This window comes from Chryseobacterium koreense CCUG 49689 (assembly GCF_001045435.1).
In the GTDB taxonomy this organism is placed as follows: Bacteria; Bacteroidota; Bacteroidia; order Flavobacteriales; family Weeksellaceae; genus Kaistella; species Kaistella koreensis.
Window position 1 is genome coordinate 1 of record NZ_LFNG01000023.1, and the last position, 19,979, is coordinate 19,979.

The 19,979-nt window shown below is 39.5% G+C and carries 23 protein-coding genes and 2 pseudogenes; 6 read left to right on the plus strand and 19 right to left on the minus strand.

The features are described 5' to 3' along the window. Positions 1 to 175: 175 nt before the first annotated feature. The 15 genes and pseudogenes from ACM44_RS13030 to ACM44_RS13100 all read right to left on the minus strand — a co-directional run bounded on the left by ACM44_RS13030 (position 176) and on the right by ACM44_RS13100 (position 9,454). The gene (locus ACM44_RS13030; RefSeq protein ID WP_152669367.1) at positions 176 to 364 is read right to left on the minus strand and encodes a VOC family protein; all 189 of its coding nucleotides are present in this window, start codon (positions 362 to 364) and stop codon (positions 176 to 178) included. Positions 365 to 683: 319 nt separating this feature from the next. Next, on the minus strand, positions 684 to 974 hold the full coding sequence (locus ACM44_RS13040; RefSeq protein ID WP_048500493.1) for a helix-turn-helix transcriptional regulator: 291 nt from the start codon (positions 972 to 974) through the stop codon (positions 684 to 686). Then, entirely contained in the window at positions 964 to 1,317 is a 354-nt protein-coding gene (locus ACM44_RS13045) for a type II toxin-antitoxin system RelE/ParE family toxin (RefSeq protein WP_048500494.1), read from the minus strand. The genes ACM44_RS13040 and ACM44_RS13045 overlap by 11 nt, the downstream gene beginning before the upstream one ends. 323 nt (positions 1,318 to 1,640) lie before the next feature. Next, a pseudogene (locus ACM44_RS15535) lies at positions 1,641 to 2,681 on the minus strand (HpaII family restriction endonuclease); the annotation flags it as partial. Positions 2,682 to 2,696: 15 nt separating this feature from the next. After that, positions 2,697 to 3,464 (minus strand): HNH endonuclease, encoded by a 768-nt coding sequence (locus tag ACM44_RS15540; protein ID WP_048500496.1) that lies wholly within the window; start codon positions 3,462 to 3,464, stop codon positions 2,697 to 2,699. Beyond that, entirely contained in the window at positions 3,451 to 3,666 is a 216-nt protein-coding gene (locus ACM44_RS13060) for a hypothetical protein (RefSeq protein WP_048500535.1), read from the minus strand. The genes ACM44_RS15540 and ACM44_RS13060 overlap by 14 nt, the downstream gene beginning before the upstream one ends. Positions 3,667 to 3,691: 25 nt before the next feature. Continuing rightward, the gene (gene vsr, locus ACM44_RS13065) at positions 3,692 to 4,039 is read right to left on the minus strand and encodes a DNA mismatch endonuclease Vsr (protein ID WP_083993736.1); all 348 of its coding nucleotides are present in this window, start codon (positions 4,037 to 4,039) and stop codon (positions 3,692 to 3,694) included. A 197-nt stretch (positions 4,040 to 4,236) separates the two neighbouring features. Next, complete coding sequence (locus ACM44_RS15795) at positions 4,237 to 4,443, minus strand: GDCCVxC domain-containing (seleno)protein (RefSeq protein WP_241477191.1); 207 nt, start codon at positions 4,441 to 4,443, stop codon at positions 4,237 to 4,239. A 66-nt stretch (positions 4,444 to 4,509) separates the two neighbouring features. Further along, a pseudogene (locus tag ACM44_RS15800) lies at positions 4,510 to 4,956 on the minus strand (MerC domain-containing protein); the annotation flags it as partial. Positions 4,957 to 5,211: 255 nt separating this feature from the next. Then, the gene (locus tag ACM44_RS15060; RefSeq protein ID WP_241477188.1) at positions 5,212 to 5,463 is read right to left on the minus strand and encodes a type II toxin-antitoxin system RelE/ParE family toxin; all 252 of its coding nucleotides are present in this window, start codon (positions 5,461 to 5,463) and stop codon (positions 5,212 to 5,214) included. A gap of 31 nt (positions 5,464 to 5,494) precedes the next feature. Then, the gene (locus ACM44_RS13080; RefSeq protein WP_048500499.1) at positions 5,495 to 5,734 is read right to left on the minus strand and encodes a hypothetical protein; all 240 of its coding nucleotides are present in this window, start codon (positions 5,732 to 5,734) and stop codon (positions 5,495 to 5,497) included. A 228-nt stretch (positions 5,735 to 5,962) separates the two neighbouring features. Then, entirely contained in the window at positions 5,963 to 6,376 is a 414-nt protein-coding gene (locus ACM44_RS13085; RefSeq protein ID WP_048500500.1) for a putative toxin-antitoxin system toxin component, PIN family, read from the minus strand. After that, positions 6,366 to 6,581, minus strand: a complete 216-nt coding sequence (locus tag ACM44_RS13090; protein WP_048500501.1) for a hypothetical protein — start codon at positions 6,579 to 6,581, stop codon at positions 6,366 to 6,368. Before ACM44_RS13090 ends, ACM44_RS13085 begins: the two co-directional genes overlap by 11 nt. A 326-nt stretch (positions 6,582 to 6,907) precedes the next feature. Beyond that, a complete protein-coding gene (locus tag ACM44_RS13095; RefSeq protein WP_152669368.1) occupies positions 6,908 to 7,447 on the minus strand; it encodes a hypothetical protein in 540 nt (179 codons plus the stop codon). 393 nt (positions 7,448 to 7,840) lie between these two features. Beyond that, positions 7,841 to 9,454 carry a M1 family metallopeptidase gene (locus tag ACM44_RS13100; protein WP_048500503.1) on the minus strand — a complete coding sequence of 538 codons (1,614 nt, stop codon included), beginning with the start codon at positions 9,452 to 9,454 and terminating at the stop codon, positions 7,841 to 7,843. 177 nt (positions 9,455 to 9,631) lie between these two features. Between ACM44_RS13100 and ACM44_RS13105 the strand changes: the two genes are divergently transcribed. The 4 genes from ACM44_RS13105 (at position 9,632) to ACM44_RS13120 (ending at position 12,591) form a co-directional block, all read left to right on the plus strand. Further along, the gene (locus tag ACM44_RS13105) at positions 9,632 to 10,657 is read left to right on the plus strand and encodes a glutaminyl-peptide cyclotransferase (RefSeq protein ID WP_048500504.1); all 1,026 of its coding nucleotides are present in this window, start codon (positions 9,632 to 9,634) and stop codon (positions 10,655 to 10,657) included. Between the two features lie 108 nt (positions 10,658 to 10,765). Beyond that, a complete protein-coding gene (locus ACM44_RS13110) occupies positions 10,766 to 11,533 on the plus strand; it encodes a hypothetical protein (RefSeq protein ID WP_048500505.1) in 768 nt (255 codons plus the stop codon). A gap of 80 nt (positions 11,534 to 11,613) precedes the next feature. After that, positions 11,614 to 12,228 carry a deoxynucleoside kinase gene (locus ACM44_RS13115; protein WP_048500506.1) on the plus strand — a complete coding sequence of 205 codons (615 nt, stop codon included), beginning with the start codon at positions 11,614 to 11,616 and terminating at the stop codon, positions 12,226 to 12,228. Positions 12,229 to 12,243: 15 nt separating this feature from the next. Continuing rightward, positions 12,244 to 12,591 (plus strand): arsenate reductase family protein, encoded by a 348-nt coding sequence (locus ACM44_RS13120; protein WP_048500507.1) that lies wholly within the window; start codon positions 12,244 to 12,246, stop codon positions 12,589 to 12,591. 92 nt (positions 12,592 to 12,683) lie between these two features. Here the strand turns inward: ACM44_RS13120 and ACM44_RS13125 are convergent, their stop codons facing one another. Together ACM44_RS13125 and ACM44_RS13130 are read right to left on the minus strand one after the other, a co-directional pair. Continuing rightward, positions 12,684 to 12,989 carry a DUF493 domain-containing protein gene (locus ACM44_RS13125; RefSeq protein ID WP_048500508.1) on the minus strand — a complete coding sequence of 102 codons (306 nt, stop codon included), beginning with the start codon at positions 12,987 to 12,989 and terminating at the stop codon, positions 12,684 to 12,686. A 94-nt stretch (positions 12,990 to 13,083) separates the two neighbouring features. Then, positions 13,084 to 13,761 (minus strand): DUF4197 family protein, encoded by a 678-nt coding sequence (locus ACM44_RS13130; protein ID WP_048500509.1) that lies wholly within the window; start codon positions 13,759 to 13,761, stop codon positions 13,084 to 13,086. Between the two features lie 272 nt (positions 13,762 to 14,033). Here ACM44_RS13130 and ACM44_RS13135 point away from each other — a divergent pair, with 272 nt between their 5' ends. Next, positions 14,034 to 15,557 (plus strand): FMN-binding glutamate synthase family protein, encoded by a 1,524-nt coding sequence (locus ACM44_RS13135; RefSeq protein WP_048500537.1) that lies wholly within the window; start codon positions 14,034 to 14,036, stop codon positions 15,555 to 15,557. Between the two features lie 240 nt (positions 15,558 to 15,797). Here the strand turns inward: ACM44_RS13135 and ACM44_RS13140 are convergent, their stop codons facing one another. Next, positions 15,798 to 18,275, minus strand: a complete 2,478-nt coding sequence (locus ACM44_RS13140; RefSeq protein WP_048500510.1) for a DUF4394 domain-containing protein — start codon at positions 18,273 to 18,275, stop codon at positions 15,798 to 15,800. A 189-nt stretch (positions 18,276 to 18,464) separates the two neighbouring features. Here ACM44_RS13140 and ACM44_RS13145 point away from each other — a divergent pair, with 189 nt between their 5' ends. After that, positions 18,465 to 19,004, plus strand: a complete 540-nt coding sequence (locus tag ACM44_RS13145; RefSeq protein ID WP_083993738.1) for a hypothetical protein — start codon at positions 18,465 to 18,467, stop codon at positions 19,002 to 19,004. On the opposite strand, the gene ACM44_RS13150 is transcribed toward ACM44_RS13145, so the two are convergent. Beyond that, the gene (locus tag ACM44_RS13150; RefSeq protein ID WP_241477189.1) at positions 19,001 to 19,867 is read right to left on the minus strand and encodes a L,D-transpeptidase; all 867 of its coding nucleotides are present in this window, start codon (positions 19,865 to 19,867) and stop codon (positions 19,001 to 19,003) included. The genes ACM44_RS13145 and ACM44_RS13150 overlap by 4 nt on opposite strands. Positions 19,868 to 19,979: the final 112 nt, after the last annotated feature.

Below are 19,979 nucleotides of genomic sequence, written 5' to 3' on the forward strand. Positions count from 1 at the left end.
TGGCAATAAGATCTGACAAGGCAAGTGTTTATGCCGGTTTCGGCAGTTTTTGCCGATAAAGGCGGTTATTGCCGAAAAGGGCGTTTTCTGCCGAATTTGCCGAAAATGACCGGATTTGCCGATCTCTATTTTAATGCATTCTCATGCTTTATGGTGGGGGATGACTGGGGGATGACTAGGGGATGACAGGGAGGTGGGTGGGAGCGTCCGTTCCTTGACCCGTCCAGAAATACAGCTGTCCATAGTTTTCTGTCGGAACAAGGTTTTTAAATAGAAAAAAGTGAACTTCTGCATTGTCCTTTTTAAGAATCAAATACTCGGGATAATCGGAATTACCAATGTCTGCGAAGCCTAGCTTTGACATATAAAATGCTTTTGTAACTGATTTGTCACGCATTGGCAGTTTAGGGTTTACGGCGGTCAGCATCATTATTAAAAGTCTTTGTAAAAAATTTGCTTAGTAAATGATTGTTTTGAATTTTTGTCCTACGGTAGGAGCCAACACCCAAATATTCTAAAGTTTCCTTGTCGAAATCAAACGTCCTGATTTGTTCTAAAGCTTTCTCTGCTAAAGGGTCATTCATTTGGCTTCACCGAACTTGAAAATTTCCTGTCTTTTAAGAAAACGACCCGAGACGCACCCGAAATGAGCGACCTAAAGTTAGTTGTTAAGCAACGTGCTTTTATAGGTCTATTGAAATCCTAACTTTTCCACCAAGACCTTTTTCAACAATGTCGAACAAGGTTTTAAGGGTCAAGTTACCACCATTATTTTCGATTTTCGAAATATATTCCCGTTTTTTATCGACCAAATCCGCAAGTTCGGATTGGGTTAAGTGTTTGTCTTCCCTTGCTTTACGTAGTAATAAACCTACTTTGAAGGATTCAAAATCTCTTTCAAGTTCATCACGTCTTTCGGTTCCTTTTTTACCGTAAACATTATCTTTTATTTCTTTCCAACTTTTAGTTTCCATTTTCCTTTGATTTTTGTTCGTAATATTCAGCTTTTATTTTTATCGCCTTCTTGATTTCGTTTTTTGGTGTCTTTTGCGTTTTCTTTTGAAAACCATTCATTAAGACAACTAGTTTTTCACCATCAAAGAAGCAAAAAACTCTCCAGATGTTTGAACCTAATTGAATTCTTGCCTCATACAGTCCATCAGTTCCCGTAATATGTTTTAGATAATTTGAAGGAACACGTTCAAGAGTTTCAATCGCTTCAATAATTTTGAAAATTTTATTTTGAACTCTTTCATCCTGTTGGGAAAGAAATTCTTCAAAATATTTCCTAAACGATATGACTTCTCTCACTTTCATAAAAGCAAAGGTAATTTAAAAGTTACATTTTTCCAAGTAATTTGCGGTAAATTTCTATGAACGCAAGTCGCTACGTTAAGCGGGCATCAACCGCAAAGTATGGTTTGATTCTACCTGCGCGACATTAAATCAGTTGGGTGAGACAGAACAAATACGGTTGGAAATGATTGCCATCCATCGCATTCTTGCCCCATTAGGAATTGAGCTGGCGTCTTCATCTGTTTTTCAAATACTGGTTTGACTTCGGCGAAACTGAAGATTACTTGTATTGTGGAAAAAACGAAAGCTTGGTTATTACAGACTTGCGTTCAGTGTCAGTTCGCTTATAAAAATCTTATTTGCAGGTTCAATTTGAAATATAGTTGTGTGTCTTGTTTGTAAACAGTTCCAAATTCGTGTCGTGTGCTGCTTGCAGTTTCGAGTTTAGTATTAGAGAACAGATAATCTTCAAATTCATTTCGGTTGTAAATGTGGTAACACAAAATTTCTCCATCATCTTTTACAACTAAATAACCGCCTGTTGCATCAAGTTCGCCTGTCCAAACTTTTGCCGGCATCATTCCTAATGCAATATCTGTTAGAAAACGTTTGATTTTGTAGGTGTAAAATGGATGGTTGTTCTCCAGGTTATAACCAAGTGGATTTGTTTTTGAAATTTCCGTTACCAAGTCCGAAGTTTTGGAAAGATTTGAGGTAAAAAACAAAAATACAATCTCTGAAATTATCTTTGGTAAAGCGCTGTCAATTAAAACCAAGTTGTTTTCAAAAACCAAACTTTCAGGCTTGTCGAAAGCAAATTTGCCTTTTAGTTTTTGAAGTTCTTCTATGCGGTCTTTGATTTTGCTTCTTGTGTCAATTGCGTTTATATCTTCAACTTGTTTCGCAGTTAGATTAAGCTTATTTACTTTGTAAATAAAGTTTGTCGTTTTTCCCGCATTTAGTAGGGTAGAAGCACCACCAAGTTGCGATTTTATACTAAAACCAAGTTCAGGATTTGTGCCTGTTCGTTGGTCGTGAATGATAATGCGAATATCACTTTTTACAGTTGATTTTGCTTTAAGAGAATGACTATTAAAAGAATTGATGAAATTTTCAATTTCGGGAACAGAGAATGTGGCAGACGTTTTTTCCTTAAGTTTGGTTAAGAGAAAATAGGCTTGTTTTTGAAACTCGTTTACAGAAATTCTTACTTCTTCATTGTTGTTTTTAACGATTACCAAGTCGTTTGCGTAGCCAAATTCAAAAGTTCCGTTTGATTCATCACGCAACACTTTGACAATCGGAAAAATCAGATTTTCAATTTTATTCAAGTTGCTGTCGCCTGCAAAAAGTTGTTTATCGGCAATTACTTTAAGAAGTGTGTAAACTTCACTCCATTTTTATTTTTTAAAAATTTCGTGATAATGAAAATCTAAAAATTCTTTTGAAGGAAGAAATCTATCAGGTAAAATGATAGTTTGATTTTGATATTTTTTGAAGAAATCATTTACGGCTAATTCATTTGAATAATCATCAAAAAAATTAGAAACTAATATTTTATAATCGGGCGTAACAGTAATGAAACCTCTGTCGAAAGCTTTGTCGTGAATTGAATTTAAACATAATCCATTATTAGGATTAGTTCGATTGTCTTTATCTTTTGCCCAAGGAACGATATGACTTGCAACCAAAAAATCAGGAATAGATAATCCTGTTATACAACATTTCAAATTGTATGAAGATAAGATTGTGCTTCTGAAAAAATTCTGATTTACTCTTGCTTTAATAACTGTTTCTCGTTCTTCTCCTTTTGGTAAATCTACAATATCAAAATCCTCAATTTGTTCAATGGTTTTGTTTTGAAATTCAGCGATTAATTTTTCACTATCAAAAGCTAATTTATCCCAATTTCCATTAAACTCATTCCAAACTTCTTCTTCTAATTTACTTCCATTTACTAAACCTGTAATTCCTTGTTTTTTTAATTCAGGGTCAAGTCGTCCAAAGTTTCCAACTTTCATATTCAAGGCTGAAGGACTTCTGCCAATCATATTGGCATATTTAATAATCGTTGGATTGTTTTTGCTACTACTTTTGAATGGAACTTTACAGTAAACATTAAAGGCAACAATGGTTTCTTCTCTTGTCCAATTATTACTTTTTGCCATTTTCAATTTTTATTATTTCAAGATTAGAAACATCATAATCTACTAAAATTTCATTTAATAACTCTTTAGTCAAATCAGAATTTCCAATAAGAATAGTACGAAAAATTTCAACTCTGTCATCAGCAGTCAATTCGTTTAATTTTTCATCATCTCGAAAGAATTTCATAAAATCTTCTCTGGCTATTTTTTGATAATTCTCCATTATATGCGGCATTTTGCGTTAGGGATTATAGTGGAAATCCTTTTTGTGAGGAACGAACAAAAAGATTGGAACGCAAAGTCCGACTGTAGGGAACGCCCAAATCATTTTTTTTATTCCAAAATTCTTGATATGTTTTGTGGTCATTTTTTCGTTCATACCAATCTTTTCCGTGCCAAAATTCTCCGTCAACGAAAATTGCGAGCTTGATATTTTTAAAAGTTAAGTCGGGTTTTCCGAAAACTGTTTTATTGTTTTTTCGGTAACGGTGTCCACGGGCATAAAGCGTTTTAGCCAATAAAAGTTCAGGTTTTGTTCCTGCAGATTTGTTGGCTTGCATACTTTTTCTTCTTTGTTCTTTGGTCAATTTGTCCATATCACAAAGTTAAAAAATAAGTTTCGTTTTGTTCGTTGTTTTCTGGTTGTTCGGGTTTCCTAAGCTTGCCTGTAACTCCCAAATCTGCAAGATTATTCCCAATCCACCAAAGTGTGATCAAATGCATTTATATGCAGATTATCAGTTGTATAAAATGCGTTTATCTTTGTGGTTAATTCAAAATACGCCACCATTTTTCAGCAGATTTTTTTTGAAACTCCGGCTTGCATTGGTGGGCATTTAACGGTTCCGTAGCTGCAATAGACACAACAGTCGCCTGGCAATGGTTTCAGCCGGGTTTTGCATTGTTCACATTCGTAGAAATACACACAGGCATCAGTCGGCATCATTTCGTCTTTTTTGTGTCCACAGTTGGGGCAGGTAATGGTCGATTTGAGTTCCACGGTGCTGCCGTTGTAGGTTGAACAAGTGTCGCAGGTTTGGTGCCTTTTATTTAGTTTATAGTTCCAGATTGTCGCCATGAGCAGTCCAAACATACCGGCGTAAAGAAGATAGATCCAGTATTCGCTGTCGTTAAAATGGTAACCATAAAAAATCAAGATTCCGCTTGGAATAGCGACCATCAAGGGATACATGCAGCGGTGTTTTCGATACGAAATATAGAGTCCGCCAACTGAAATTAAAACCATGGCCTGAAAAATCCACATGGTCCACCCGCCAAAAAGTTCAAAGCTCCCAAGTCCAAGAGCCGAAGCGGCAAATGCAAATAATGGAAAACAGCATGGCGAAAAAATCGCGGTCAAAAACAATCCTGTAGTTCCAAATTGGTCCATATTGCCGGTAAGTTTCATGATCTGTTTTTTTTGTGTTTTATGGTGGCAGTGTTGGTTATGAAGTTTCGGGATCGTTCGGAGCGGATTTAAATATTGGGTTTCCGTTTTTGTCAATTTGAGCATAGAGATTTGAGCTCGCGAATATAATCAGGAACAAAAAAATTGATAAATGTCTTTTCATCTTTGGTCAAAATATTTCTGTCAACTTCTGGCAGTATGGTAAATGGGCGAACGGTACCTCTTTTTTTTTTCTAAGGAATCGGTGATTGGTCATTCATTTGTTTTTGCTTACCCGGAGGTTTCTTGTTTTTCAGACAAAACCACTCGAGACGCAGCCGAACTGAGCGAAGATAAAGCTTGGTTAATAGGCGATTGTTTTTATATTTTCCTCTTTTTTGGAGATTGTCTGTTTGAAAAGAATGATAATATTTCAACATTTTCATTTTTCACCCTGTAATACCTAGAATTATATTTCAAAATTACAGCTTTGTGGACATCTATAATTTCAGACTTTGGAAATAAGTTTGGGTTTTGAGAAATCAGTTCTGTTATGCTTTCAATTTTCCGGACAAGTTTTATAATTTCATTTTCCGTGAAATTTTGCTCCAAATATGCTATTGTTTTCTTCAACTCGTTTTTTGAGTTGGTCGTCCAAAGAATATTATAACCACTTTTCATACATTTTTCTTGCCGTAGCGTGTGGTTCTAATTTTCCTTCGTTGGCTTCCGCGATTCCTTTTTCGATAGATTCTTTTTCTTCATTTGAAATGCTGTTCCACCAATCTTTGGTTTCTTCTTTTCTGAGTTTTAGCAGTTTTTCAATAATAGAACTATCCTCCAATGTCGATAACCATTGGATCAATTCTAATTTTTTATTTTGTATTTGCAGGTCTGTGTTCATTTCAAATCTTTTCTCAAATTTAAAACTAATTTTTAAGTTAAGTGAAAAAGCTTTTCATAAAGTGGGGTATAGCGTCTGGCAGTTTGGTAAAGAGGCGAACGGGCATTGCCTCTTTTTTCATTTTCTAAGGAATCGGTGATTGGTCATTCATTTGGCTTCACCGAACTGAGGGATTCTTGTTTTGCAGACAAAACGAAAGATTGGCAATTTTGCGACATAGCGGTTACGCTATTGTGTTGCTAAAAATTGTGAAATTTTAAGAATATTGGTTTTTTCAAATTTTTCTAAAACTAATAAATCTTGATCTCCAGTTAGTAGAAAGTCTGCATTAGAATCTTTGGACAAAGAAAGCAGGAAGTTGTCTTTTTCATCTCTGCAAATTTCTACATTACTTGAAACATCAATAAACTCTGCATATTCTTCTATCGTTTCAATTAGGTTTTCTGTGTCTTCTTGCGAAAAAAAGCGTCTCAGCTTTGGTCTTTTGATTACTTCTAAAAATTCATTTAACAGTTCTTCACTGAAAATTAATGTACATTTTCTTTCAAAAATAATTTCATCGAGTTGGGCATAATTTTTTGAAATCAAAAAGCTGATCCAAAGATTTGTATCAAGTATAATTCTTTGGCTTTTACTTTTCATATCTTTTGGCACGAACTTTTTCTACTTCATTTGTTATTTCATCGAGACTTGGAGCGGACTTTGCATTAGAACGAAGTTTTTTAAGTACATCTGCAAAACCTTTCTTTGGTTCTTCTTTAATTGAAATCAAATCCAAATCTGCCAAGCTTTTTAGCAGCTTAACAGCTTTGGGGTTCAATATATCAATTCTAATACTTGTATTCATTGTTTTAAATTTATACCAAATGTATGAAAAATTATGTTTTGGGATAGTGATTTTGCTATGCCGCGTAAAGGAAAAAGGATAGACGAGATGAGAGCCTAAAACTAATTCAGATTAGCTACTTTCATAAGAGAATCAAGATGCTGTTGGGATGCCACAGCAGGTTCCGTCCAGCGGGCTTTATTTCTTTCTTATTTATTTTTCTTAGTAATCGGCGATTGGTAATTCATTTGGCTTCACCGAACTGCGAGATTCTTGTTTTGCAGACAAAACGATCCGAGGCGCAGCCGAACCGAGCGAAGCTAAAGTTTAGTTTGGAATCGCTGTAATTATTTGAATTTCTCTTTTCCCTTATACAGATTCTCTGGAACATCAGAAGTAATCAAAATTCCATAAGTTTTCCCTGTTATTTTATATTTTTTTTCTAACTCCTGTGAGTTGATTATCTGGATTTTTTTGAATGTTTTATCTGTTATTGATGCTAAATCTCCATCGTAATTTTCAGTTAATATTTTTCCATTCAGAATATATTGCACATTTTCTGGATTTAATTCTTCCTCGATGATTTTTTTATACGCTGGAGATTTTGTTTTGAAATAATTTTGATAACGATTTTTGTTAAAAGGCTTTGTTTCAATGAAGATGACTCCATCTTTTCCGTCCTCGCCATATAATTCTACTGCTTCTTTACTTTTGAAAACGGTCACTAAACTGATGATATTTGGATCAAATTTTTGCATTTCCGCCGGTTCAACATTGATGCTGTCAATAAAAATGATTGGATTTGCCCGAATTTTTTTCATAACTCTTCTGGGCGATTGTGAAAAACAAATCGAAAAACAAAAAAATGTAAAAAATAAATATTTCATCATAGTAATTTTTGTTATGGTTTTTTTAATGTATTTTGACTGATATTTTATTTTTTCATTGAAATTAAGCGGTTTATCATATAAGATCTTTAACAGTCCATCCAAATTTAGTGAATATTTTAAAACGGCCACGGAAAAAAGGAGGAATCCGCAAAAAAGTTGGAATTCTTTCGCAGCGCCAAAGTTAGGCGAACCCATCTTTTGGAAGGCGGTTCCAATATTGCCCCCATCCAAATATTAAGGGAGTTTCTCCACATCCAAACGATGCGGAATTGCACCATTATCACAGACCAAAATTTGCGGAAAGTGCAGTCGCCGGATAACTTGAGTGGAGGAGTGTACGCGTTTAAGGGTCTGAAAGATTGAGAAAAAGCCGGAAATCAAATACCGGGATTAATTTCTTTGATATTCGATATAGTAATTCCCGTCAAACGAAACCGGATTCTTAGATTTCAACTTGATGGACTGCCATGTTGCAGTGGGTGAAATCGTCTGGTTTCCATCGATCCTCAAGGGGAGCCTGAAGTTTTCCACCACATTGGTGTAGCGGAATTTCAATACTTTTCCTTTTTGGGAGTATTCCAGAACCGGAATTTTGGTGGTCCTCAGGTATTGGTTGAAAACCGTGCTGAAATCGATTCCAGATTTTTGGCTGATATAGTTTTCAACTTGTTGGGTGGTTACGGTTTGGTGGTAGAAATCTTTATTCAGTCCCCGCAAAATCTGGCGGAATTTCTCATCGTCGTTGATGACTTGGCGGATGGTGTGGATCATATTTGCACCTTTGTAGTACATGTCGCCGCTGCCGCTTTTTCCTACCCCGTATTTCCCGATGATAGTCTGGTCGTTTCTGATGTTGTGGCGAATTCCCTGCACGTATTTTTCAGCGGATTTCTTGTCCATGAAATTTTCTGTGAAAAGTGTTTCCGAGTAGCTCGTGAAACCTTCGTGGATCCACATGTCTGCCTTGTCTTTTGCGGTGATGTTGTTGGCGAACCATTCGTGCCCGCTTTCGTGGATGATGATGAAATCCCAGTTCAGGCCCACTCCGGTTCCCGAAACATCTCTTCCCAAATAGCCATTCTTGAAATGATTTCCATAGGCTACCGAACTTTGGTGCTCCATTCCCAGATACGGACTTTCTACCAGTTTATAGGAATCCTCGTAAAAAGGATAGGGACCGAACCAGTATTCAAAAGCCTTCATCATTGGTTTTACCTGAGAAAACTGTTTTTTGGCCTTTTCCAGGTTGTAGTCCAAAACCCAGTAATCCAGATCGAGTTTTCCTTTTTCGCCGTCATAGGTTTCCTTGAAGTTCACGTATTTCCCCACATTTGGGATGATGGAGTAGTCGTTGATGGGATTTTTCACTTCCCAGGTGAAGATTTTTTTTCCGTTTTCTTCCGTGGTGGAAATCAGTCTTCCATTTCCTACACCCACCAGATCTTTCGGGGTGATGATCTTCATCAGGATTCCATTGTCGGGTTCGTCACTCCAGAGGTCTTTTGTGGGCAACCAGACCGAGGCGCCGATTCCTTCCTGTGCCACAGAAATCCACGGATTGCCGTTTTCGTCTTTGGTAAAAACCCAGCCGCCGTCCCAAGGTGCGTTTTTGGCGATGGTGGGATTTCCCGAAAAGCTAATATCGATGCTGAATTGCTGCCCTTTCTTAAAATTCTGTTTGGAGGAAACGAAGATGAAATCGCCGTCTCTGTGATAACCATCCACGGTGGGGAATTCTGCTTTCAGCAAATCCACCTTCATGGGTTGCTGAAGATCAATCTGAAATACGGGATTCAGAACATCCCTCGTGATTTCAAAAATAATTTTATTGGTGCCGGAAATCGATTTGTTTTCGAAATGGGGCTCCACGGAAAGTTCGTATTTTTTCACATCCCAGAAATTCCGGAATTCGGTATTAGAACCTTTCAAAGTATCCTGTTTGGTGAAAATTTGTGCCGAAGAAAGACTCGCGGTAAAAACGAGTGTCAGAAAAAATATTCTCATAAAATTAAAGATAGACTCCTGACAAAGGTACTTATTTTAATACATATCAGCGGACTGTCCAATTAAGAGACATTTAAGAGCCTCACCTAATTTTATTTAATTTTATTTGTGAAATCTACCCAAGCGCAATTAACCCATGCTAAAAAAAAATCGCTATTTTTGGAAAAATTATTATTAATGAAAATTAAAGCGCTGCTTACCATTTTTGCCTTTTCAATGCTGGTTTCCTGCAACAAGGATAAAGAAATTCTCAACACTTTAAATGATTACAACACGTCTATGGAAGCCAAAGGTTACCATTTTGGTGATGCCTTGACTTTGCCTAAAGAAGTAACCGAAAATGCGGAAAGTATCGCGATCAGTTTCGGCGACAAGGAGACTTCCACTTTAATCGTGGATCCGAAATTTTTCACTTTGGGCGATAATGCGATAACTTTTAGCATTAAAAAGAAAAACGGCGAGATTTTGACCCAGGACGCCACCATCAACGTTTTTGCGAAAAATCCTGAAGCAAAGCTGACCTATACCATCGTAAAGGAATATCCGCACGACCCGAAAAATTTCGTGCAGGGATTCCAACTCGAAGGAAACACCATTTATGAATCCGACGGACAACATGGCGAATCCCGAATCCTGAAATACACTTTGGGAGGAACCACTCCAATTGCTTCGACTTCACAGCCGGAAGATATCTTTTCTGAGGGTTGCACGATTGTGGGCGACAAAATCTATCAGCTGACCTGGCAAAACAAAAAAGGCTTTATCTACGACAAAAACTCACTGAAACTTTTGGGCGAATTCCCTTATCCAAACGTGATGGGAGAAGGATGGGGGCTGACTTATGACGGCAAAAACCTGATCGCTTCAGATGGTACGAAAAACATCTACTTTCTGGAAGTTTCTGATCCGAGCAAAATGGTGCGGTACATTTCTGTAGCCGGAAATACCGAAGCTTATGACCAACTCAATGAATTGGAATACCACAATGGTTTCATTTATGCCAATGTTTGGCAAAAACCGATCATCCTGAAAATTAACCCGAAAAATGGGGAAGTGGTCGGGAAATTTGACTTTACCGAAATCGCCAAGCTCAACACCAAAGATCCAACGAATGACGTGCTGAACGGAATCGCGTTCAAAGGCGATCATATGCTGGTGACCGGAAAATTGTGGCCGAAGATTTATGAGGTTGCTATTGATTAGGCTTTTTCACAATTGCAGATTCGCCAGTGGAGAAGTGGATTTGGCGCCATCGAAAAAGGACCGATTAGCACAATTTCACCTCACATCAAACAATTTTAAATCGGAAGTTTGAAATCTTTCTTTCAAATAGCGTTTATTTTCCTATTCTGCACCCTTTCCGCGCAGAAAGATCTTCCGTTTGATTCCCTGCGTTTGAAGGATGCGAACGACCTATTCGCCGATGATTACGGAAATATCTACCTCTACAGCAACAAGGATTTCTCTTTGTCAAAGTATGATTCCTTGGGAAAACAACTCGGAAAACTGATGCTGACTTTGCCTTTCAAGATCCAGTCCGTACAGAATCCGCTGAATATTCCGTCTTTTTCAGAAAACGCCCAGGAACTGAAATTCTTTGACCAAAACCTGAACCTGATCCAGACCGTTAATCTGCGACAGAAATTTGGATTCATCAAAGAGGTCTATGTGGAAGACCTGCAGCAGGTCTGGCTTTTGGACGAAACCACCAAACGGCTGATTCAGTATAATTTCAGGACGAGCCAGATCATCAACGCTTTTCCTTTTGATATGGAATTTGAGCATCTGATCGATATTTTGGTTTTCGAAAACAAACTTTACCTCCTCACGAAAGACCGTTTTTCGGGGTATGATTTCAAGGGGGTTAAATTATTTGAAATTCCTATATCCGATGGAAAAATGCTCCGCCGGGAAAATGAACGGGTTCTGGTCATGGGCAAAAACAGCATCAAAAGATGGGATGGTAACTCCTTGAAAACGATTTTCATGGCGGATAAATCCAAAATTGTGGATAAAAACTCATCGTCTTATTTTGCAATCAAAGACAACAAACTTTATCTTTACCACTTCAATGAATAATGAGCAACTGAGCAGGAATGTTCGATTAATCCGCTGATTTTCTTATTATTCCAATTACCTAATTTTTTTAATTTTTACGCATGCACATCGCGATCACCGGAAATATCGGCGCAGGAAAAACTACTTTAACCACCATGCTTTCCAAACATTACGGATGGGACGCCCAATTTGAAGACGTGGATCACAATCCTTATCTGGAGGACTTTTACGCAGATATGGCAAAATGGAGTTTTGCACTGCAGATCTATTTCTTGGGAAGCCGTTTCCGGCAGGTGAAAGAAATTCGTGAAAGCGGAAAAAATATTATTCAGGACCGCACCATTTATGAAGATGCCCACATCTTCGCGGAAAACCTCAACGATATGGAACTGATGACGGATCGGGATTTTAATAATTATGCGTCGGTTTTTAACCTGATGAAAAGCTTTGTCTCGGCACCGGACCTGCTGATTTACCTGAAGTCTGATGTTCCCAATTTGGTGAAAAAAATCTATAAAAGAGGCCGCGATTACGAAGCCACGATTTCCATTGAATATTTGTCTAAACTCAACCAGAAATATGAAAAATGGATTTCCAATTACAACGAAGGAAAATTATTGGTAATCGAGGTTGACGATTTGGATTTTGTGGAAAGACCCGAAGATTTTGGATATATTTTAGAAAGAATTGAAACCGAACTTCACGGACTGTTTTAATGCGTAAAGACCGAAATGATCACACTGCTGCACAATAATTCCTGCTCCAAATCCAGATGTGTTTTTGACTATTTGGAAGCGGAGAAAATTCCTTATGAACTGGTTGACTTTGTGAATCATCCGGTCTCAGAACAATTTTTAAAATCGGTGTTGCAGAAACTGAATCTTCCGGTTGAAGCCCTCATTAGAAAAAATGAAATGCTTTTTCAGGAACAATTCGCCCAAAAAGATATTTCGGAAGAGGAGTGGATCAAAATCCTGATCGAAAATCCGGAACTGATGCAGCGCCCCATCTTAATTAAGGAAGAAGCAGCCATCATCGGAAGACCATTTGAAAAAGTGGTGGAGTTTCTGAAAAAGTGAAACTCAAAATGAATCGGGATGAACTTTTGATGGAGATCATGGCTCTGCCTATTCAATTGCTCACCGAATAATCAGCTTGTGATGACTTGCTTTTAAAGCATCATTACTTCCTCGATTTTCCCCACTTCTTGGTAGATTTTAATGACCTGATCGGCATCCAGCACAAACGCACTGATGCTAAGTGAGGTGTATTTTCCGTTCTTGCTTTCCCTATTGTTCAGGGTAAATTTTACGTCATCAAAAACCCTGTAGATTTCTGTAAGTTTCGCTGGATCATTGGCCACAATAAATTTAAAAAGATAATCTTCCGGAAAGTCGTGCGTGGCTTCCAGTTTTTCCTTCAAAGAAGCATAAAATTCCTCGGGATTATTGGTGCTGCTGCCTTCTATAATATTCATTGTCGTTATTTTTAATTATAAAAAATTCCGGAACGCTCCGGAATTTCAAAGATATTGAATTTTATTTTTCCTGTTGCAGAATCCTGTGTTGGTTTTATTTGATTCCGCCTAATGCGTTCATAATCTGTCCAGAATTCTGCTGCTCATGATTTTGAATTATGTTGAAAAGGCCATTCACCATCTGTTCGGATGCGAAGTGGCTGATTCCGCTTGTCACAGAAGTGTTTTGGCCGCCAAGAATAGTGGTCAGGATGTTGTTTCCGGTCAGTGCGGTATTCAAAGTCTTGATGATTCCAAACTCGTTCAGTTTCGCGTCCACTTTTGGGGCAATTGCTGCCATCAGCTGTTGCGAGGTTCTTTCTCTCAGGATCTGAGTCGCGGCACCACTTCCGCCCTGAACGATTCTTGCTGCATCTTCGGCAGTCAGTGAATTTACGGCATTCACCAATATTGGTCTTGAAGTTTCAACGGTGAATGCTGCTGCTTGCGCGATATATTCTTTTTCTTTTTGAACCAGATTGCTCAATCCCAAATTAGTCAGCGTGTTATTGATGCTTTTGAGCTGCTGCGGCAGAGCTGCCTCAATCAGTTGATTCGCAAGGAAACTGTCTTTGTTGCTGAAAATATCAAGTCCTTTTGTGATTCCGCCAAGCAGTATTTGCTTCAGGATGGTTAAACCCACACTTGAAGTGGCCAGTGCCAAACAGGATTGGGTGGTGGTTCCAAGTGTTGCAACGGCCATAGCGGCAACCAAGATCGTATTTCGTCTCATTTTGTATATTTTTAATTAATTGATAAAGTTGCGAAATTATTTTTCAAATATTAAGCCAAAAAATTAAAAAAGGTTTCTTCAAGCAAAAGTCTCTTTTTTTAATGAAAGTTGAATTTTTATATGCATTGAATATTTTTTCTGTGAAAATCGCCTGAAATTGGATTTGATTTTTGAAAATCGGTTTTTGGGAGCGGGTGTTCATCGGCCATTTCTTTTTTTCCCCATTGGTTTTTTATTGTTATTTTTACAAAATTGTTAAATTTTTAAATGAAATGAGAGATAAATTCATTCGATGGGGAATTGTGATTTTGGTTTTAGTTTGGGCTATTTCACTGTTGATCAAGGCACATTACTGGATTCCGATTCTGTTGACCTCCATTTATGCGTTAGGTCTATATAATACTTTTCAAAGTAAACACGCTATTCTTCGAAACTTTCCGGTTTTGGGTTATTTCCGGTATTTTTTCGAAAGTATTTCACCGGAAATGCAGCAGTATTTCATTGAAAGAGAAACGGATGGCAAGCCATTTCCGAGAAATCAGCGTTCTGCTGCGTACCGCCGTGCAAAAAACATAAGCGATACCGTGCCATTCGGTACACAACTCGATATCAATAACCGCACTTATGAGGGAATCAAACATTCCATCTATGCGAAATCTCCCAATGAGGAACTGCCAAGAATAGTGGTGGGTGGAGAACAGTGTACCCAAAAATACAGTGCGTCTATTTTCAATATTTCGGCAATGAGTTTTGGTTCACTGAGTGACCGCGCGCAAATCGCATTGAATAGAGGGGCTAAAAAGGGTAAATTCTACCACAATACCGGTGAAGGTGGAATCTCGCCTTACCACCAGGAAGGCGGGGATCTGTGCTGGCAAATCGGGACCGGATATTTTGGCTGTCGGGATGAAGAAGGGAGATTCTCTCCGGAAATCTTCAAACAAAAAGTGGAAGCGGTTCCCGCTGTAAAAATGATCGAAATCAAACTTTCGCAAGGTGCAAAGCCAGGTCATGGAGGAGTGTTGCCGGGTTCCAAAAACACCCCGGAAATTGCAGCGATCCGTCATGTGCAGCCTGGAATCACCATTATTTCGCCACCATCGCATTCGGCGTTTTCAGATGCGGCAGGTCTGCTTCATTTCGTGCAGCAGCTTCGTGAGCTTTCAGGTGGGAAACCAATCGGATTTAAAATGTGTATTGGTGATACCAAAGAGTTTGAAGATATCTGCGTTCAGATGAACGTGCTGAAAATTTATCCGGATTTCATCACCATTGATGGGGCCGAAGGAGGAACAGGTGCAGCACCACCGGAGTTTTCTGACGGAGTGGGAATGCCGCTTGAGCCGGCCTTAATCTTTGTCAATAGGACTTTGACCAATTTTAACTTGAGGGACAAAATGCGCGTGATTGCAAGCGGGAAAGTTTTGACCTCACTGGATATTCTTCGTGCATTGGCGATGGGTGCGGATATGTGTAACAATGCAAGAGGGTTTATGTTTGCGCTGGGTTGTATCCAGGCATTGAGATGTAACACGAATACTTGCCCAACAGGAGTTGCAACCCAAGACAAAATGCTGATTAAGGGACTTGACGTTACCGATAAAAGCGAAAGGGTTTACCATTTCCACAAAAACACATTGCATACCTGCAACGAATTGATCGCAGCCGCCGGAAGGAGTTCTTATGAGGAAGTGGATGCGAGCATGTTCATGCGTGGAGATGAGTTCGAGCATTTGGCGGATTTATATTTCCCAGATATTTTGAGCAATGTGAAAAATCCTACGAATAAGTATTAAAAATGCAGGTCTTTCCGCTGAAATCTTGAGGTATGGATCAATGGTCGGTTTCACGTCATTGCCAGATAGATCAAGGGTTTCTGGAAAGGGATCGGGATTACCGGCAAATATCTTCACCCAGTTTTATGCGGATTCTGAAAGTGCCGATCAGGTTACAGCATAAGTTAGATCGGATATTTTCTAAGACAAAAAAAAGAACAGCTTCAATTGAAGCTGTTCTCATTTTAAGGGGTCAGAATGTTATTTCTTGATCACTTTATTGGTAAATACTTTACCGTTTACGGTTGCTTTCACCAAATAAACTCCAGGTGACAATCTGGACATGTCGATTTGTGAATTCAAACCATTAGGATTTAGGGTCATTACTTTTTGTCCCACGATATTGATCACTTCCAGAGACTCCACTTTTCCTTTTGAAGCAATATTCAAAATTCCGGTTGTTGGATTTGGATAGAAGCTGAAATTACCAGCTGTGGTTTCATCTACTGCCATTACTGCACAGGTTACATTTGCTTGCCATCCGGCATAATTTAAGCTGCCGTCTGAACGGAATCTAATCGTCAGTTTACCGGAAGCGTCGGTAGAAGTAAATGAATCACCCACTGAAAGTAAGCTTGAAGGCACAGAAGGAGGGAATCCTGTTCTTCCACATTTCACTGCAGCAAGAACCGGAGAACTAATAGACGGACCGTCGTAGATGCTCATATAATCCCAGCAACCACCAACGGTTCCTGATCCTGTTGAGCTTTCGATTTCAACTTGAGTAAAGGTTATTTTCACTTTTTCACCCGGGTTTTGCGGTTGAATTACGGTGGTGATATCCTCACTGTTTGAATAGTTCCCGGTAGGACCTCCTGAATCTGTAAAATTATCTCCACAGGTCACCGGCGGAATAGGCGGCGGAAGTGGGATGCTGTTGGTAATGGTGAACATCGCAAGTTCGTTCGGCGTAGTGGCCCCTACCAATGTGGCTGCACCGGTGGTGAGGTTCACTTCATAAATGCCGCTGTCATCATTGGCTGAGTTAAGACATCCTGCCATATACAGTTTGTTGTTGTCTGTATTAAAGTCCGCATCCTGTGCATACATGATGTCAATTCCCAAAGGACCAATTTCGGTCGCTGCACCATTTGTCAAGTTCACCGAATAAAGTTTGTCGGTGGTGATGTCTGCGCTATATGCCACTCCATTGTTATCAATTTCCAGCCAAATTGGAGTCTGCATGTTGGTCATTGTTCCCACTGCGGTGGCAACTCCGGTGGTGAGATTTACGGTGTAAAGTTTTCCGGTGGTACCGGTGGTGCTTGCCGCATACATGGTGTTGTTTGTGCGGTTCCATGAAAGTCCGGTCACCGTATCGGCGGTTGGTACATTTACCAAAGATCCCACGTTTTTCACCGAACCGTCTGCATATATTTTCACCAACATCTTGGTATCGTTATCTAATCCGTACAAATTGCCGTCTCCTGCTAAATCATCGGCATAAATCTTCTTGCCCAAAGGTGCAATACTGGTTATGGTATGGGGCGGAGTGAGCGGAATGGTTCCGAATTCTGCCGGTGCGGGATAGACTTTTAATACAAAGGCTTTATCTAATGGAGGTGGTTCCACGGCGTCAGCAATCGAGTACATGGTGAATTCCGCATTGAGTGCAGTGGTGTCTCCAACCAAAGTGGCTGCACCGGTGGTGGTGTTTACTTTGTAGATTCCTCCCACACCTGCGCCTACATATGCCGCCATATACAGTTCATTGGTATCTCTGTTGAAATCTGCTTCCTGAGCAAAATTCAGGTTGACTCCCAGTGGTCCAACCAACGTTGCAGCGCCTGTTGTCAAATTAACTTTATACAATTCATCATTTGCGATATCCGCCAGAAAGGCATTTCCGGCGTTATCAATTTCCAGCCAAATTGGAAGTGCTCCGGTTGACAATCCGGTTATCGATGCGGCAGCCGTTGCAAGTCCTGTGCTTAAGTCAACGGTATATAGGGAATTTGCAGCCATCAGATACATTTTGCCAGTTGCGGCATTCCAAGATAATCCCGTAGTGGTATCTGCGGTGGGAACAGCTGCTCCCAAGTTTCCGATCGTTACCACAGTTCCGGCCGGGGTAATTCTTACCAAAGTCCTCGCTGTGTTATCTATTCCATATAGTTTTCCATCTCCGGCAATATCGTCACAATAAATGGTGTTGGTGATGGTCGAAATATTGGTGATGGCAAGTGGTGGTACAAGTGGAAGGGTACCAAATTGGTTGGTGGTACGGGCATTCTTTACAAATGATTTGTTAAAAAGTAATTCCGAAGTTCCATCCTTCTTCATATTCTGAAGTTCATAGATTCTCAGCAGCCGCAGTTCGTCATAAGTGAACTTGTCATCAGGAAACGGCAATACTGAAGGCGGCAAAGCATTGATCCGGTCCAGAATGTGCTGAACTTTACTTTTCGGAATCCTGTTTTTTAATTCCTGTTCGGTAATTCCATAAGGATTGGTCTTGTCCTCCTGTTGCTGAATTCGGTAGTTGGCAAGCAACGCGTACTCTTCTTTGGTAAGCTGGTCAAGTGGAATGGCTGCTGCCGGATTCTTCGCGCCAAGAGTCCGAAGCTTTTCCTGGATCGGCTTCACTTGAGCTTCCGTGATCCGGTTTTGCTGCGAATAAACCATCGCAGATAGAAGGAGCGCGGTGGCAACTCCTGCCTTGAGATAGAATTTTTTCATAATTAATATAATTTTGTTGGTTTTCCAAAATTACAAAAAAAAATCAAAAAGAATATTTTATGTGTAAAAATTCACATTGAAAATTGTGGCTTTTCAGATGAAGCGATGTATTGGATGGGGAATTCGCAATATAAATATTTGAATAATTGCCGTTTTTAAAGTAATTTTATATCACCATAGCATGCTCTCATGAAAATTGAACAGACTGTTTTAGATCAAATCCGTTCCAGACCCGTATTTAAGATTTCGGGCCCATTCAGTCGTGAAGAATATGCCCAAGGTCTGAGGGAATTTCTGGCCGAACACTCGGATGAGTTTTCAGGGAATATCAATAGCGAAGTCGCCATAATCAAAGTAAAGACCGCGCATAACGATTATTGGAAACCCAATCTCGCATTGAGGACAGAATCGGATGGGATAGAAAACAGCACTATTGTTCGTGGGGTTTTCGGACCGAGTTCCGCAGTGTGGACTTTCTTTATGTTCCTCTATTTTATGTTCGGGATTTTGTGGATGGTCTTTATCACCATTTGGTATGTGGAAAAGCAAATTAAAAGCACTGACTTTCCCTGGGCGTTTTCGATGTCATTCCTGATGTTATTCGGGATTTTACTGACTTATCTCTTGTCCATATTTGGTCAGAGCAAAGCCAAATCAGAGATGAAGAAGTTGCGCCAATTTGCGGAGGATTCTATATTAAAGGTTAATGAAATTGCGGATCAACCTTAATATTGAACATTTGAAGGTTCGCCCAAGACTTGTTCTCTTTTGTTTTGGGCATCCAGGATTTTGCCAAGATGTGGTTCAATCACCCGGTCCAGTTCTTCCACCGAAATATCGTTGGAATGGGCATCATCAATTAATTTTTTCCAGGGTTTTCTTCCGCCCCATGCATAATCTCCAAAAACGATGACCGGCGTTCCGTTGGCTTTCACGGTTCCTCCGCCTTTATTCAGGATCCAGGTATCCACCCAATCGTAAAGATATTTTGCATCCGCCAGCAGCAACCTTAAACAGGAGTGGGAGGCAGGGAATCCCGGCAAATCGTATTGATGCCATCCGATGCCAAGCGAATTGTGAACATTCACATTATAAGGCAATTTCCAATCGCTGTCAACGGTGGAGATGGCCAGTTCCTTCTTCCAGTTCGCAAACATAAGTCCACGGTGGGTTTGTGCGGATTCTTTGCCCATGCTCGTTGGACCCCATTTGATGAGGTTTCCGTTTTCATAGAGCGAGTAAGCCTGAATGGGATAAGAAAATATCACTATTTTTTTCACGGGTTTCAATTTTTCCAAATGAGCAGGAAAGGGGGTATAAGCCATTAAGGTGGTATCCATTTTATCTGGAATTGCCAAAGTGTCTGCTCTCCACTTGTTTTTGAAATCCAAACGGTTTAACGCTAAAATCGTATAACGCTCTTCTTCAGAGAATTCCTTGTTGAATTTTGCCATCGCGGCATCCTTCTTTTTAGCGGGGAAAATGAATGGGGTGTAAGTGATCTTCGCCTTTTGAAGTGAATCCAAGCGGATCGAGTCGGTTTTGGCGCTCGCAATGGAATCCGCTTTTTTCTTTAACGCTAAATTGGCCATCGGAGGCTGTCCCTTTTCGCACTGAACGAATGAAAATAAAACAGAAAGGCAAATCCATAAAAAAATGAGCTTTTTCTTTTTGAAAATCAGGTGCAGCATAGTTTATTCTTTG